This window comes from Aeromonas sp. FDAARGOS 1416 (assembly GCF_019048085.1).
In the GTDB taxonomy this organism is placed as follows: domain Bacteria; phylum Pseudomonadota; class Gammaproteobacteria; order Enterobacterales; family Aeromonadaceae; genus Aeromonas; species Aeromonas veronii.
In genome coordinates this window covers 3,859,233-3,874,045 of sequence record NZ_CP077301.1, presented here as the reverse complement: position 1 = coordinate 3,874,045, position 14,813 = coordinate 3,859,233, and the positions used below count along the sequence as shown (strand labels likewise).

At 60.9% G+C, this 14,813-nt stretch carries 20 protein-coding genes; 7 read left to right on the top strand and 13 right to left on the bottom strand.

Annotated features, from left to right (window positions below):
• Positions 1-66 precede the first annotated feature (66 nt).
• Both I6L46_RS17605 and I6L46_RS17600 read left to right on the top strand, forming a co-directional pair.
• Positions 67-501 carry a flagellar basal body-associated protein FliL gene (locus I6L46_RS17605; RefSeq protein ID WP_005339527.1) on the top strand — a complete coding sequence of 145 codons (435 nt, stop codon included), beginning with the start codon at positions 67-69 and terminating at the stop codon, positions 499-501.
• Positions 502-613: 112 nt separating this feature from the next.
• Complete coding sequence (locus I6L46_RS17600; RefSeq protein ID WP_005339525.1) at positions 614-778, top strand: hypothetical protein; 165 nt, start codon at positions 614-616, stop codon at positions 776-778.
• A 20-nt stretch (positions 779-798) separates the two neighbouring features.
• On the opposite strand, the gene I6L46_RS17595 is transcribed toward I6L46_RS17600, so the two are convergent.
• From I6L46_RS17595 to I6L46_RS17585, 4 genes are all read right to left on the bottom strand, one after another.
• Positions 799-1,131 (bottom strand): DUF2799 domain-containing protein, encoded by a 333-nt coding sequence (locus tag I6L46_RS17595; RefSeq protein ID WP_216976540.1) that lies wholly within the window; start codon positions 1,129-1,131, stop codon positions 799-801.
• A gap of 138 nt (positions 1,132-1,269) precedes the next feature.
• Entirely contained in the window at positions 1,270-1,395 is a 126-nt protein-coding gene (locus tag I6L46_RS20790) for a hypothetical protein (protein WP_005339521.1), read from the bottom strand.
• A gap of 74 nt (positions 1,396-1,469) precedes the next feature.
• On the bottom strand, positions 1,470-2,450 hold the full coding sequence (locus I6L46_RS17590; protein ID WP_158114378.1) for an MDR family oxidoreductase: 981 nt from the start codon (positions 2,448-2,450) through the stop codon (positions 1,470-1,472).
• Positions 2,451-2,482: 32 nt separating this feature from the next.
• A complete protein-coding gene (locus tag I6L46_RS17585; RefSeq protein WP_047434109.1) occupies positions 2,483-3,505 on the bottom strand; it encodes a LacI family DNA-binding transcriptional regulator in 1,023 nt (340 codons plus the stop codon).
• Between the two features lie 286 nt (positions 3,506-3,791).
• On the opposite strand from I6L46_RS17585, the gene I6L46_RS17580 reads away from it, so the two are divergent.
• From I6L46_RS17580 to I6L46_RS17570, 3 genes are read left to right on the top strand one after another with little or no spacing between them, the layout of a single operon-like run.
• Positions 3,792-4,235 carry a PTS sugar transporter subunit IIA gene (locus I6L46_RS17580; RefSeq protein WP_005356016.1) on the top strand — a complete coding sequence of 148 codons (444 nt, stop codon included), beginning with the start codon at positions 3,792-3,794 and terminating at the stop codon, positions 4,233-4,235.
• Positions 4,236-4,270: 35 nt separating this feature from the next.
• A complete protein-coding gene (locus I6L46_RS17575; protein ID WP_158114379.1) occupies positions 4,271-4,558 on the top strand; it encodes a PTS sugar transporter subunit IIB in 288 nt (95 codons plus the stop codon).
• Between the two features lie 51 nt (positions 4,559-4,609).
• Positions 4,610-5,869 (top strand): PTS ascorbate transporter subunit IIC, encoded by a 1,260-nt coding sequence (locus I6L46_RS17570; RefSeq protein ID WP_042030406.1) that lies wholly within the window; start codon positions 4,610-4,612, stop codon positions 5,867-5,869.
• Positions 5,870-5,947: 78 nt separating this feature from the next.
• Here I6L46_RS17570 and waaA read toward each other — a convergent pair whose 3' ends face one another.
• Positions 5,948-7,213 carry a lipid IV(A) 3-deoxy-D-manno-octulosonic acid transferase gene (gene waaA, locus I6L46_RS17565; protein ID WP_216976537.1) on the bottom strand — a complete coding sequence of 422 codons (1,266 nt, stop codon included), beginning with the start codon at positions 7,211-7,213 and terminating at the stop codon, positions 5,948-5,950.
• A gap of 1 nt (position 7,214) precedes the next feature.
• Positions 7,215-8,249 (bottom strand): lipopolysaccharide heptosyltransferase II, encoded by a 1,035-nt coding sequence (gene waaF / locus I6L46_RS17560; protein ID WP_216976535.1) that lies wholly within the window; start codon positions 8,247-8,249, stop codon positions 7,215-7,217.
• Positions 8,250-8,525: 276 nt separating this feature from the next.
• Here waaF and I6L46_RS17555 point away from each other — a divergent pair, with 276 nt between their 5' ends.
• A complete protein-coding gene (locus I6L46_RS17555; protein ID WP_005339515.1) occupies positions 8,526-9,302 on the top strand; it encodes a glycosyltransferase family 2 protein in 777 nt (258 codons plus the stop codon).
• A 51-nt stretch (positions 9,303-9,353) separates the two neighbouring features.
• On the opposite strand, the gene I6L46_RS17550 is transcribed toward I6L46_RS17555, so the two are convergent.
• Complete coding sequence (locus I6L46_RS17550; protein WP_158114381.1) at positions 9,354-10,391, bottom strand: glycosyltransferase family 9 protein; 1,038 nt, start codon at positions 10,389-10,391, stop codon at positions 9,354-9,356.
• Between the two features lie 134 nt (positions 10,392-10,525).
• Between I6L46_RS17550 and coaD the strand changes: the two genes are divergently transcribed.
• Entirely contained in the window at positions 10,526-11,008 is a 483-nt protein-coding gene (gene coaD, locus I6L46_RS17545) for a pantetheine-phosphate adenylyltransferase (RefSeq protein WP_005356008.1), read from the top strand.
• 106 nt (positions 11,009-11,114) lie between these two features.
• Here coaD and I6L46_RS17540 read toward each other — a convergent pair whose 3' ends face one another.
• From I6L46_RS17540 to radC, 6 genes are all read right to left on the bottom strand, one after another.
• Positions 11,115-12,050: a VirK/YbjX family protein gene (locus I6L46_RS17540; protein ID WP_233267797.1), complete on the bottom strand. Its 936-nt coding sequence runs from the start codon at positions 12,048-12,050 to the stop codon at positions 11,115-11,117.
• 114 nt (positions 12,051-12,164) lie between these two features.
• Entirely contained in the window at positions 12,165-12,977 is an 813-nt protein-coding gene (gene mutM, locus I6L46_RS17535; protein ID WP_005357390.1) for a bifunctional DNA-formamidopyrimidine glycosylase/DNA-(apurinic or apyrimidinic site) lyase, read from the bottom strand.
• A 24-nt stretch (positions 12,978-13,001) separates the two neighbouring features.
• Complete coding sequence (locus I6L46_RS17530; RefSeq protein WP_123174038.1) at positions 13,002-13,457, bottom strand: hypothetical protein; 456 nt, start codon at positions 13,455-13,457, stop codon at positions 13,002-13,004.
• Between the two features lie 93 nt (positions 13,458-13,550).
• Complete coding sequence (rpmG, locus tag I6L46_RS17525; RefSeq protein ID WP_005307500.1) at positions 13,551-13,718, bottom strand: 50S ribosomal protein L33; 168 nt, start codon at positions 13,716-13,718, stop codon at positions 13,551-13,553.
• An 11-nt stretch (positions 13,719-13,729) separates the two neighbouring features.
• On the bottom strand, positions 13,730-13,966 hold the full coding sequence (rpmB, locus tag I6L46_RS17520) for a 50S ribosomal protein L28 (protein ID WP_005307492.1): 237 nt from the start codon (positions 13,964-13,966) through the stop codon (positions 13,730-13,732).
• 136 nt (positions 13,967-14,102) lie between these two features.
• The gene (gene radC, locus I6L46_RS17515; RefSeq protein WP_216976533.1) at positions 14,103-14,777 is read right to left on the bottom strand and encodes a DNA repair protein RadC; all 675 of its coding nucleotides are present in this window, start codon (positions 14,775-14,777) and stop codon (positions 14,103-14,105) included.
• Positions 14,778-14,813: the final 36 nt, after the last annotated feature.

Sequence of the window (14,813 nt, the reverse complement as noted above, 5' to 3'; positions counted from 1 at the left end):
ATCCGTGCTTGACGACCCCGATGGCAACATCAAAAATGGGTTATCTCTTGCTGATGAGCCATCTATATGAAGATATTCAAAATTCTGCTGGTGTTGTTACTGAGCTGTGGCGCCCTGCAGCAGCAAGCTCTGGCTGAAGATGAGCCGCCCGCCGAGGGCGCAGAGGGGGCTGCCAAGCCTGGTTTCTCCTACCATGCACTCGATCCCGACATCATCACCAACTACCTGAGTGATAGCAAAACCCTCGGTTATATCCGGGTCACAGTAGAGCTGATGGCGGAAAACGAAGCCGACCTCAAGCTGCTGGAGCAGCATGACCCGCTGATCCGCGATGCCATCATCCGCCTGATTGGCAGCAAAAATGCCGATCAAGTGAAGTCCCTGACCAACCGAGAAGAGCTGCGCAAGGAGTGCGAGACAACCGTCAACGAACTGCTGGTGAAAGAGACCGGCAAGAAAGCGGTGCGCGAGCTTATCTTCACCAAGTTCCTCTACCAGTAATCCCTCCCGAAACAATCGCTTATTGGCATATCGGCCAATAAGCGAGCTTTGCCGGTTTATTCGAAATGAAAATCGATTACAATACGGCCGTCAAGTCGTAGAGGTAGTCGTTATGGGCAGCAAAACCCTGTGTGAATGGCGCCGTCACGAGATCCCCACCGATCTCAAGGCGTTGCGCAAGATAGTCCGCAAACCCAAGTTTGTCTGCAGCAAGTGTGCCCGCAGTGCCAATGACAAGGGTTACCTCTGCCAGCCGCTGCGTTTGAAAGAGGAGTAACGCCCCTCCCTGTCACGGTGTTATTGATCGGTCCACCCCTGACGCCCCTGTTCGAACAATCTGCGCGCCTGGATATCATTCGGGCAAACGCCGCGATACTCCTCGCCGGAACGGCCAGCCAGATAGAGATGCTCGGGGCGGCAATACCATGCCAATCCCTTCTGATGTCCCTGCTTCCACAGTTCGGCATCTACCTTCTTGCCACACTGGCTCTGATGGAACTCGATCCGCTCGGTGGTGAAGCCCAGCTTGCCATCCGCCTCCCCCACCTCACTCCACACCTTCTCGCAGGGATCATCGTTGGAGACACAGCCACCCAGCAGGGCAGCCAACAATATGATGGTGAGTCGCATAGTCATCCTTGAGCGTCATTTGGGCAGTTCATTCTACCCAGCAGCCCGCCCCTGACCAAGGACGAACGCTCAGCCATGTGAGCGCGGCAAAAAAAATCAGGCGGGCCCAAAGCCCGCCTGTTCGTTCAATGCCGTGGTTCACTGGTCATCGAAAGTGTCATCATCTTGCCAGCTTTCATCTTCCCACTGATCCAGCTCTTCTTCCCAGGAATCCGGCTCCCAATCATCATCAGAGGAGTCGTAATCCGGCTTGTGTCCACCCATCTTCACTCTCCTTGGATAGTTCACCCGCACTCCAATTTTATCCGGAATTGTCGGGCTCGCCAGTCAGAGAGAGTTCAAAGTTTGACCAGAGTCCGACCGGCGATCTGGCCTTGCGTGATGGCCTCGGCGGCCTCGACTACCTGTTCCAGCCCAATCTCGGTAACCGCCTGTTCAAAGAAGCTGGCGGGCAGATCCCGTGCCAGTCGCTGCCACGCCAGTTGACGACGTTCAAACGGGCACATCACCGAATCGACCCCCTGCAACCGCACGTTGCGCAGGATAAAGGGCATCACACTGGTAGGCAGATCGAAGCCGCCCGCCAGCCCGCAGGCCGCCACAGCGCCGCCATAGTTCATCTGAGCCAGCAGCTTGGCCAGCACCTGACTGCCGACGGTATCGATGGCAGCGGCCCACAGCTGTTTTTCCAGCGGTTTGGCAGGCACCAGCAGCTCGCTGCGCGGCACGATGCGGCTGGCACCCAGTGCGGTCAGCATGGCGCCCTGCTCTTCGGGACGACCGGTCAGCGCCGCCACCTGATAGCCAAGGGCTGCCAGCAGGGCAACCGAGGTGGCACCCACGCCGCCAGCCGCGCCGGTGACCAGCACCTCGCCGCTTTCGGGAGTAATGCCCGCCTCTTCCAGTGCCAGCACGCAGAGCATGGCGGTGAGACCGGCGGTACCGATGCACATGGCCTGCCGTTCATCCAGCCCAACGGGCAATGGCACCAGCCAGTCCCCCTTGACCCGCGCCTGTTCGGCCATACCGCCCCAGTGCCCTTCGCCCACGCCCCAACCGGTCAGCACCACCTTGTCGCCGGGCTGATAGCGGCTGTCGGCAGACTCGAGCACGGTACCGGCGAAGTCGATACCGGGCACCAGCGGCCACTGACGCACAATCTTGCCCTTGCCGGTTATGGCCAACCCATCCTTGTAGTTGATCGAGCTGTAAGCGACCGCCACCCGCACTTCACCTTCCGGCAACTGGCTCTCGGTCAGCCGAGTCAGAGTCGGAACAGTCTTGCCGTCTTGGTTTTCCAGTAACAGAGCCTTGAACATGGTTGCCTCTTTGATGACGTGTGAAACGGGGATCAGCTGCTTTGACGCTTTTGCAGTTGAAAATCGAGAGCCAGAGCGGTGCCCATCACGGGCTCCCCGGCCAGTTGGCGCAGGATCAGCTCGGCAGCCTCCTGTCCCATTTTGCGATAGGGGATCCTGACCGAAGTAAGGGTAGGATAACAGGCGCGCGCCACATCCAGATCGTCAAATCCCGCGATGGCGAGTTTGCCCGGCACATTCAAATGGCGACGCTGGCACTCGAACAGTACCCCAGCCGCCAGTTCGTCGTTAACGCAGATCAGCGCGTCCAGCTCGGGCCAGCGCAGCAGAAATTCACCCAGCATGGTGGCACCGGTGCTGAAGCTGGGCCGCTCCGAGGTGTTGATGATGGCATCGGGGGAGAGGTAGTTGTCGAGCAGCGCCTTCTGCCAGCCCTGCATCCGCTGTTGCAGCATCCACTGCTCCTGACGGGCACAGAGAAAACCGATATTGCGGTAGCCCCGCTCGATAAGGTGGCGGGTGAGCTGATAACCGGCATCGAAGTTGGAGACTCCCACATTCATGTCGATGGGACTGCGGGCCATAGCACCCACTTCCACCACCGGCAGGCGGGAGGCTTTCAGGCGGGTACGGATCGTCTCGCCGGGATCGCCACCAAACAGCACCACCGCCGCCGGATTGTGCTGCAAAAAGCTGGTCAGCAAGCTCTCTTCCTGCTGTTTCAGATGCTGGGCATCCCCCAGCATGATCTGATACCCCTCCTCAAGCAGGGTCTGTTGCAGGCCCGCGATCATCTCGCCACAGCCCGCTTCCGCCAGGCTGGGGACGATCACTACGATGGTCTGGGAAGTCGCAGAGGCCAGCGCCCCGGCGGCCCGATTGGGGATATAGCCGAGCTCTTCCACCGCCGCTTCGATGCGCTCGCGCATCCTGTCGGAGACCATCTCCGGCGTGCGCAGGGCACGGGAGACCGTCATGGCCCCCACACCGGCCAGCTGGGCCACATCGTTGAGGGTCACCCGACCCGTGCTACGGCGCTTCTTTGCTTCTGACATCCATCCCATCCTCGACTTGCGGCTGCTCACTTTAAGGCAAAAGAGCGCCACTGACCATTTGCTCAGGGCCGATTCTACTCTCTTTCCCCCACAATGAGGGCAGGATGACTCCCGTTAGTGGGTGAAGTGATAGCGCTATCACAGTTTGATGTTAGCGCTATCTGATAGCGCTATCACAGTTTGATGTTAGCGCTATCTGATAGCGCTAACTTTCGCGATCACCCTCACAGTTTCACCACCGCAAGATCGATAGATTGGCGCCATCTTAACTAGCCGGATCACCACCATGCTGACTCAACTGCTGACCGAGGATGTCATCCGCATCGAACCCGCAGCCCGCGACTGGCGTCACGCCATCGAACTGGCGACGGCGCCCCTGCTGGCCAATGGCACCATCGAACCCTCCTACGTGGCGGCGCTGTTTCGCTCTCATGAAGAGCTCGGCCCCTACTACGTGCTGGGCCCCGGTCTGGCGATGCCCCATGCCCGCCCCGAGGACGGTGTCAACCGACTGGGTCTGGGGCTGACCGTCATCAAGCAGGGGGTCAATTTCGACTCCGAGGGCAACGACCCGATCCGGCTGCTGATCACCCTGGCCGCCAGCGACAGCAACTCCCACGTGGAGACCATCGCCCAGCTGGCCGAGCTGTTTATGAATGAAGAGGACGTGGCGGCCATTATCGCGGCCGACACCAAAGACGACATCCTGCGCATTCTGGCGCGCTACTGATCTGCGCCACGGCGCACCTGACAGAGGAAGAGACAATGAAAATTCTGGTTGTATGCGGTCACGGTCTGGGCACCAGCCTGATGATGGAGATGAGCATCAAGAGCATCCTGAAAGAGCTGACAGTCACCGCCGAAGTGGATCATCGCGATCTGGCCTCCGCCGGCAGCGAAACCGCCGAGATCTTTGTCGCCACCCGCGACATCGCCGAGCAGTTAGAGAGCATGGGCGTCAACGGCCGTCTGGTGGCCCTCGACAACATGGTCGACAAGGCCGCGATGAAAGAGAAGCTCGCCACCGCCCTGCGCGAACTGGGCGCCCTCTAAGGATCCTCCATGCGGCCTGCGGGCCGCATCTTCCATTGCCAGGAGCTGACCATGGAATTTTTCAACTTTCTGATGTTTGACGTGCTGTCCGAGCCCGCCGTGCTGGTCGGCCTGATCGCGCTTATCGGCCTGATTGCCCAGAAGAAACCGGTGACCGAGTGCATCAAGGGCACGGTCAAGACCATCATGGGTTTCGTCATTCTGGGGGCCGGTGCCACCCTGGTGATCAACTCGCTGGGTGACTTTGCCGTCATCTTCCAGCACGCCTTCGGCATCAAGGGGGTCGTGCCCAACAACGAAGCCATCGTCTCCATCGCCCAGACCTCGTTTGGCAAGGAGATGGCGATGATCATGTTCTTCGCCATGCTGGTGAACATCCTGATCGCCCGTCTGACCCCGTGGAAATTCATCTTCCTGACCGGTCACCACACCCTGTTCATGTCGATGATGGTGGCGGTGATCCTCTCTGCCGGCGGCATGAGCGGCGTGCCGCTGATCGCGGTGGGCAGTCTGGTGGTCGGCGTCGCCATGGTCTTCTTCCCGGCCATCGCCCACCCCTTCATGAAGCAGATCACCGGCTCCGACGACGTGGCGCTGGGCCACTTCTCCACCTGCTCCTACGTGCTCTCCGCCCTGATCGGCGCCAAGTTCGGCAACAAGGCCCACAGCTGCGAAGATGTGCAGGTGCCCAAGAGCCTGCTGTTCCTGCGCGATACCCCGGTGGCCATCTCCTTCACCATGGGTATCATCTTCCTGGTGACCTCCGCCTTCGCCGGCCCCGAGTTTGTCTCCAGCGTCGCCAAGGGCAAGCACTGGTTCATGTTCTCCCTGATGCAGTCCATCACCTTCGCCGCCGGTGTCTACGTCATCCTGCAAGGTGTGCGGATGGTCATCGCCGAGATCGTACCGGCCTTCAAGGGGATCTCCGACAAGCTGGTACCGAACGCCAAGCCGGCACTCGACTGCCCCATCGTCTTCCCCTACGCCCCCAACGCCGTGCTGATCGGCTTCCTGTCGAGCTTTGCCGCCGGTCTGGTGGGGATGGCGCTGCTCTACGCCATGGGCCTGACCGTCATCATCCCGGGCGTGGTACCGCACTTCTTCGTCGGCGCTGCTGCCGGGGTCTTCGGCAACGCCACCGGTGGTCGTCGCGGCGCCATTCTGGGTGCCTTCGCCAACGGCCTGCTGCTGCTCACCATTCTGCCGGTGTTCCTGCTGCCGGTGCTGGGCGACCTCGGTTTCGCCAACACCACCTTCAGCGACTCCGACTTCGGTGTGGTCGGCATCCTGCTGGGACTGATCGTTCGCTAATTCCGGTCACCGCCAAAAACAAAACGGAGCGCATCGCGCTCCGTTTTTTTATGGCTGAGATGTATGAAAGGCTGAAAATCAGTCGTTCTCCAGCGCAGTGAGGCAGTGCGAGAGGGTTCGCGCCAGGGCTCCCTGATTGCGCAGCACCACGGCGCGGGCCTGCTCCCCCATCTCGCGGCGGGCGTTGCCGTCGGCAAACAGCTGGCTCACCCGCTCGCCCAGCTCGGCGGGACCGGCCACGATGGCGGCGCCCCCCTGAGCCACCAGCTGGCGGGTGATGTCGCTGAAGTTGAAGTAGGCGGGCCCAGTCAGGCAGGGCTTGCCGAGGGCTGCCGGCTCCAGCAGGTTGTGACCGCCGATCTTCACCAGACTACCGCCAACAAAGGCCACATCGGCCGCCGCCAGCATCAGCGGCAGCTCGCCCATGGTATCGCCGAGATAGACCTTATCCTCCGCACGCACCACAGCACCATCAGTGCGCCGCACGCAGCTATAAGGGGCACACAGCTCGGCCACCCGGTCGAACCGCTCGGGGTGGCGCGGTACCAGAATGAGCAGCGCATCGGGATGGCGTTTGAGCAGCAGATCGAAGGCGGCCAGCACCTGCTCGTCCTCACCCTGATGGGTGCTGGCCGCGATCCAGACCGGCCGATCCGCCCCCAACTGCTGGCGCAGGGCGCGCCCTTTTGCCTGCACCTCGTCACCAAACTGGATATCGAACTTGATGGAGCCGGTCACCGCCAGCCGCGAACGCTCGATACCGAGGCGGGTGAAGCGGTCGGCGTCATCCTGATGCTGGCAGAGCAGATGGGTCAGCGGCCGGCTCAGGACGTCGAAGGCGCCGTGGAAACGGGCATAACGCTGGCAGGAGCGCTCGGAAAGACGGGCGTTGATGATGGTCACCGGCAAATGGCGCGCCTCGCAGGCGGCCAGCCAGTTCGGCCACAACTCGGTCTCCATCACCCAGAGCGCGCGCGGCTTGAAGGTGTCGAGAAAGGCGGCAATGGCCCAGGGGTAGTCGAGTGGCGCGTAGCGATGGATCACCAGATCCCCCAGCTTGGCAGCCTGATCGGCACCGGTGCGGGTGGTGGTGGTGAGCAGGATCGGCAGATCGGGCCGCTCCGCCTTGAGGGCGCGAATGAGCGGCGTGATGGCCAGCGTCTCCCCCACGCTCACCGCATGGATCCAGAGCGGCGCCTCCTGTCCGGTGGCGGGCAGCCGCCCGAGATGCTCGGCCCAGCGCTTGCCAAAGCCGGGCTTGCCTTTCTTCGGCTTGTAGAGGGCCAGCAGCGCCAGCGGCAATCCCAGATGGATCAGCAGGTTGTAGAGCAGACGGTAGGGCATCTTACTGACTCTGCTCCAGCTTCTTGCAGGCATCGACCACCTGCTCCGGCGCCAGGTCGATCAGGCACTTGAGATGGCCGAACTTGCAGGTGCGCTTGAAGCAGGGGCGACACTCGATGTCGGTGTGAACGATCTCGACCCGATCCGCCAGCGGCGGGGTGTAGAGCGGTGAGGTGGAGCCATAGACGCCCACCAGCGGCCGGTTGAGGGCGGCGGCGATGTGCATCAGGCCGGAGTCGTTGGAGATGACCCGGCTGGCCAGCGCCATCAGATCGATCGCCTCGTGCAGGCTGGTCTTGCCCGCCAGCACGTGGCAGTTGGGGCGGGTCAGCAGGTTGACCCGATCCCGGATGGTATTGGCTACCGGCACATCCTTGTTGGAGCCGAAGATCCACACCTGCCACCCCTCGTCCAGATGCTGCTGGGCCACCACGGCATAGTGCCCCTCCGGCCAGCGCTTGGCCGGGCCAAACTCGGCACCGGGGCAGAGCACCAGCACCGGGCGGGCGCGATCCAGCCCCAGCCGCTCCAGCGCCTTGCTCTGGTTGACCAGATCGACGTGCAGAGAGGGATGGGGAATGGTCGGAATATCGGCCCGGCTCTTCATCTGCTCCTTGGGATAGGCGAGCGCCAGATAGCCCTCCACCATCAGCGGGAAAGCGGACTTGTTGCTGCGCATATCGTTGAGCAGACCGTAGCGGCTCTCGCCCTTCCAGCCGGTACGCACCGGAATGCGGGCAAACCAGGGGATCAGCGCCGACTTCATGGAGTTGGGTTGGACGATAGCCTGATCGTACTTCTCCGCCGCCAGCTGCTTGCCGAGGCGGCGGCGCGCCACCAGTTTGAAGTCACCGTGGCCAAGGGGCATGGTGATCGCCTTGTCCACCTCCGGCATCCGCTCCAGCAGGGCACAGCACCAGGCGGGGGCCATCACGTGCAGTTCGCACTCCGGATGGTTGGCCTTGATCGCCTTGTAGAGGCTCTGGGACATCACCATATCGCCGACCCAGGAGGGGCCGATCACCAATATTTTCATCACGCGTCTTCTCTCGGGACTGGCCCGGCAGTTAATCATCACTGGGCGAGATTATGCCCCAAGAATGGTCGGATAAATAACAGAAGATCCTTGGCAGACGCTGCCGTCACCCCATTTTTCCAGCGGTGCCCCGCTTCCAACCGGACGAGACGAGACAGGCACACAGCTGATAGAAACGGGCAATGGCGACTCTCTCTTTGACCCGTTTTTCCGTTAGAATGGCCCATCAATACGCATTCGACCCGCCAGCCGGGCAATAACCGTGAGCCCACATTCGTGAAAAAACCGACTCTGGCTGCCGTTCTGATCGTCAAGAATGAAGCCGACAACCTGCGCAAGTGCCTCGCCTCCCTCGACGGACTGGTGGACGAGATCGTCATTCTGGACTCCGGCAGTCAGGACGAGACCCCGGCCATTGCCGCCGAATTTGGCGCCCGTTTCTTCGTCAACGCCAAGTGGCCCGGCTTTGGCAAACAGCGCCGACTGGCCCAGTCCCACGTGCAATCCGACTGGGTGCTGTGGCTGGATGCCGACGAGCGGCTCACCCCCGAGCTGAAAACCGCCATCGCCAACGTGATGGCCAATCCGGCCAGCGACACCATCTACTCGATCCCGCGCCTATCCTGGGTCTTTGGCCGCTTTATCCGCCACAGCGGCTGGTATCCTGATCGGGTGCTGCGTCTCTATCCCAAGGCGCTCACCAGCTACAACGAGGCGCTGGTTCACGAAAAGGTAGAAGTGCGGGCCAACATGAAGATCGTCAATATTCATGGCGACCTGCTCCACTTCACCTATCGGGATCTGGAGCACTATCTGGTCAAATCCGCCGGTTATGCCCGCGCCTGGGCCGATCAGCGCACCGCTCGCGGCAAGAAGGGCTCCCTCAGTCAGGGGCTGATCCATGCTGTTGGCTGCTTCCTCAAGATGTACCTGCTCAAAGCAGGCTTCCTCGATGGCAAGCAGGGGCTGCTGCTGGCGATCCTCTCCGCCCACTCTACCTTCGTCAAATACGCCGACCTCTGGGTGCGCCAGCAACCGCAGCAGCCGGAATAACCGTCATACGAAACAGGGCCCCGCGGGGCCCTGTTTGCATTGCTGCATACGTTATTTGCGCCAGAAAGGCGCCGCCCAGCGGGCCATCACCGGCACCATGGCCTTGGGATCGAGCTGGCTCATATCCTCAGGATGGTCGCTATCCTCCGGCGGGCTGAAGGCGAGGTGACGCCCTTCGCTGTTGAGGGGCTTCCAGCGCAGCGGAGTGGCGGAGCGGCGCATCGGGAAGAAACCGATGGTCGGCACATCGAGCGCGCCGGCGATATGGAGCGGGCCAGTACTGCCTGCAACGAACAGGGCGGCGTTGGCCAACACCTGACAGAACATCGGCAGACCATCGCTGGAGCGGTAGATCCAGCCGTTGCCGCCGTGGGCGAGCAGCTCAGCCGCCAGCTGTTCGGCCATCTTCTCCTCGCCCGGGCCTGCGGTCAGCACGCACTGCAGCTCGGGGCAGGCCTGATTGAGCTTGATGATGATGCGGGCGTACTGCTCGATGGAGAGGTTGTTGGCCGAACCGCCGCTACCGGCATGCACCATCAGCCAGGGGCGGCTGGCATCGAGCTTGAGCTTGAGTGCCAGCTGCTCGCGCACCTGCCGCAGGATCTCGTCATCGAACTGCAGGAAGGGGGTCTTGGGCTCCACCACGGCCATCTGCTGATCGGCCAGGAAGCGGCGGATCAGCTCCAGATTGTACTCGGATTCCGGCTTCTGGGAGCGGGAGCGGCGCTGCACCAGACGCTGGTTGTAGAGCACTTGCGCCAGCTTGGTCGCCGGGGCCAGCCGGTAAGGGATATGCGCCTTCCACACCAGCATGGCGTTGCGGGAGTTGGAGAAGAGGCAGATGGACGCGTCGAACGCCGCCGCCTTGATCCGCGCCAGCAGCGCTCGCTGTTGCTCCTTGTCGGCCCGCACGCCCGGATCGATGATCACCTCGTCAATCCAGGGGCAGAGCCGGGCCAGCGGCGCCGTGTAGGCCGGAACCAGGGCAGTCACATGACACTCCATGGAGCCTTTGAGCATGGCGAAGCTAGGCCACGCCAGCATGAAGTCACCAATCTTGTCATTGCGAACGACCAGAATACGTTTCATAAAAAATCCCTTTGCTCCCTGTCACCAATGCAAGGAGGCTTGATGCGCGATGGCGTATTCTTGCCTGATGCACTGCTATTCTCAAGCGACGACCTTATAATGCGACCAAATTTCCAGGTTGCAGGACCGCAAAGATGACTACCAGGGTAATTTATCCCGGGACTTTTGATCCCGTTACCAATGGCCACGCCGATCTCATCGGCCGCGCCGCCAAGCTGTTTGACGAGGTGGTGGTCGGTGTTGCCAACAGCCCGAGCAAGCGCCCGCTGTTCGATCTGGCAGAACGTGTCCAGCTTGTCCAGCAAGTGACCAGCCAGCTACCCAACGTCAAGGTGGTGGGCTTCTCCGGTCTGCTGGTCGATTTCGCCAAAGAGCATCAGGCCAACGTGCTGATCCGCGGCCTGCGCGCCGTCTCCGACTTCGAGTACGAGTTCCAGCTGGCCAACATGAACCGCCGCCTGATGCCTGAGCTGGAAAGCGTCTTCCTCACCCCGGCGGAGGAAAACTCCTTTATCTCCTCCACTCTGGTGAAAGAGGTGGCGCTGCACGGTGGCGACATTCGTCAGTTTGTCGATCCCGTGGTGGCCCAGGCCATCGCAGCCAAACAGAAAGGGTGATCCCCTTCCATACTCGCCATTCCCAACGGCAACTACGAACAAGGGCTACCCGCGGGTAGCCCTTGTTGTATCTGTCTCGTTATAGAGAGGTCAGCCTGCTTGCCGTTTACTGACGGGCAAACCGCTCATTCATCTCCTGCACCAGCAGATCGAGCCACTCGTAGCGGCGCCGATACATGGCCCGCTTCTTGGAGGCGATCTCCTCCAGCGGCTTGCGTGGCTGGGCTTGCAGAGCGACGAAGTTGGCATCCACATCCCGGGCGTCGAACTCCTGCCACAGCTCGTCATAATCGGCCTGCAAATTGGCTTTCTGCTTGCTGCTGTAGCGCTTGGCCTGAAACACGTGGGCCCGCTTACGCACCGCCAGCACCTCTGCCGCCCCCATAGCCTGCGCCAGTTGCAGCACCAGCTGCACCAGCAGAGATTTGGGCCGCAGGCCGTGTCCCTCTTTGGTCAGCTCGCGCACCCGATCCTGAGCATTGTCGACCGCAGGCTCCGGCCCCTGCATGGAACCGATCATCAGAATCAAACGATCCACGCTGCCCGCCATCGAAAAGGCGCAGCTGTAGAGGCGCTGCCCCTCCCCGTTGACGATGGAGAGCGCCAGCTCGGCCTCGCGGCGGAAGGTGCCATCGTGACGCAACAGAATGCGGCAGCCGCTCTGGGGATAGTGCCCAAGTTCGATCCCCTCGCCCAGATAGAGGGGGTCGATCAGCTGCGGGTAGCACTCCAGCAGCAAACGGTAGTGATTTTCCAGCATCTCGGCCCGCTCACGGGCGCTGGCACAGGCGAAGCGATAGGGGCGCATCGGCTTGTCGAGCAGCTCGGGATAGACAGCTGGCAGCGCCTTGAGCGAGTCGCACTGAAACAGGCTGAAGACCCGGCTCAGCGACTTGCGATAGAGCAGGCTGCGCAGCACGAACTTGCCGCGATTGAAGGTTTTCCGGTCACATCCCTCGGGGTAGAGGAAGCGGGCCATGGATTTTGCGCAATAGCGCTCCTGCCGGGATAAATATTCCCAGTCTATTGATTTAACTGTCATTTTTATATTCTCAAACCGCCTGAACGGTCGGGATACTAGTGACAGCTGTGCAAATCTTCAACAGAGTGGAAATACGCTGTTACAACTTCCCCCGGATCTGGGCAAAAAGTGCGCTCAGCGCTGGCAATGACTGCAAAAAACCGTGGTGCGCTGGCCCATTCTTGTCTCGGTCAGCAGGGTGTGACAGTGGAAACAGGGCTGACCGCCACGGCCATAAACCTGCAACTGCTGCACGAAATAGCCCGGCTTGCCATCGGCACTGGTGAAATCCTTGAGAGTGGTGCCGCCCTGGCGAATTGCCTCGGCCAACACGCGCTTGATCTCGGCCACCAGGGTTCCCAGCCGCTCGGCACTGATATTGCCCGCCGCCCGTTTGGGGTGAATGCCGGCAGCATAGAGCGCCTCGTTCGCGTAGATGTTGCCCACCCCGACCACCACCTGATTGTCCATCAGGAACTGTTTGATGGCGGTGCTGCGCCCCTTGGCGCGCCCCTGCAGGTAATCAGCACTGAAGGCATCGGTGAGCGGCTCTGGCCCCAGCTTGGCGAGCAGCGCGTGGGCTTCGGCCGGTTCGCGAGTCCAGAGCAGGGCCCCGAAGCGGCGCGGATCGTTGAGCCGCAGCAGCTTGCCATTCTCCAGCTCGATATCCACGTGGTCGTGCTTCTCGGCCGGGGTGCCGATATCCAGCACCCGCAGGCTGCCGGACATCCCCAGATGAAGGATGGCGGTGCCGAAATCGGTCTCCAGCAGCAGGTATTTGGCACGGCGACGCACCCGATGGATGGTGAGGTCCACCAGCTCCTGAATCTCACCGGGGATCGGCCAGCGCAGGCGGCCATCCCGCACCACCACGCGTGTCACCTTGATACCGGTGAGCCAGGGGGAGATCCCCTGACGACTGACTTCAACTTCTGGCAATTCGGGCATGGGCACCTCGCAAGGAAAAGAAACTCAGGGAGCAGGACGCAGCAGATCGCGATACTGCTCGGCAGTGAGGGCGAGCCAGAGACCAGAGGGCAGCTGAGCGCCATATTGGCCGCTGTTCTGATAGAGGCCGATCTCGACCGGATCGTTCTGGCCGGCAATCCACACCTTGATGGTCACCGGGGTACCGCGCACCACCTCGCCGGGGGGCAGCAACCAGCCTTGCCAGCGTGCCAGCCGGGCATCCAGCTGCGCCGTGTCGAGTCCCAGATCCGGCATGCTGCGCCAGCCCTGACCGATCCGCTCAATCTGCCAGCTCGGCCCCTGCCAAGTGAGCACCACGGCCGCATCCGGCAACAAGGGGCGAGCCCGCTTGGCGCTGTTCTCCTGCTGGGCAGTCTCCATACGATGCAACAGGGTGATCACGATCAGCACCACCACGATGATCACGTTATTCCAGCCTTTGCGGCTCAATTTGAACATGGCAAGCCTCCCTTTGAACCGGCAGTGTACTGAATTCGGCGCATAAAAAAACCCGGCACGAAGCCGGGTTTTTGGGAATGCAGCATCAAGTAATTACTTGATTTTGCCTTCCTTGTAGATCACATGCTGACGAACAACGGGATCAAACTTTTTGATCTCCATTTTTTCGGGCATGGTGCGCTTGTTTTTGGTAGTGGTATAGAAGTGACCAGTACCGGCGCTGGAGTTCAGGCGAATTTTCTCGCGAATACCTTTAGCCATGATCTAATTCCTTATACCTTAACACCGCTGGCGCGCAGTTCAGCCAGAACCACTTCAACGCCACGCTTGTCGATGATACGCATGCCTTTTGCGGATACGCGCAGGCTTACGAAGCGTTTTTCACTCTCAACCCAGAAACGGTGAGTGTGCAGGTTCGGCAGGAAACGACGCTTGGTAGCGTTGTTAGCGTGCGAACGGTTGTTACCAACTGCCGGGCGCTTGCCGGTTACTTGGCATACTCTAGACATGTCAGTCTCTCCAAATCTTACTTCATTGCTCGAGCAAATATCTGCCCCGCTGGCCTTCGATTGCGGGGCAAACAGAAGGCGGCATTTTATACAGCATCCGTGATCAAAGATCAACTAATACGGTGCCAGAGCACAGTTATAGCCAACCGCGCTCGGCAAAAGAAACCGTGATGCCATCACCGATCACCAAGTGATCCAGCACTCTGATATCGATCAGGGCCAAAGCGGCCGTGATCCGATCCGTGATCTGGCGGTCGGCCCTACTGGGCTCGGCGACGCCGGACGGGTGATTATGCGCCAGAATCACCGCGGCTGCATTATGTTTGAGCGCGATCTGCACGATTTCTCTTGGCCAGACGCTCGCCGAGTCGATAGTGCCGTAAAAAAGCTCAACAAATTGAATGACTCTGTGCTGATTGTCGAGCAGCAGCAGGGCAAACACCTCGCGCGGCCGATCCCGCAGCTGGGCTTGCAGATAGTCGCGGGTCAGCTGGGGCGAGGTGAGGGCATCACCCCGTTGCAACTGCTGCGCCAGATGGCGTTTGGCCATCTCCAGCACCGCCTGCAACTGGGCATATTTGGCCGGGCCAAGGCCGTGTGCCTCGCAGAATGCCTGTTGATCCGCCCCCAGCAAGCTGCGCAAAGAGCCGAATTGATTCAATAGATTACGTGAAAGATCCACTGCACTCAGTCCATTGACGCCAGTGCGCAGAAAGATGGCGAGCAGCTCGGCATCGGAGAGCGCCGCAGGCCCCTGACGCAGCAACTTCTCTCTGGGGCGTTCATCTTCCGGCCACTCTTTGATGCTCATTTGTCTCTCCCTCATCCCTGCTGAGAAAAAACATAG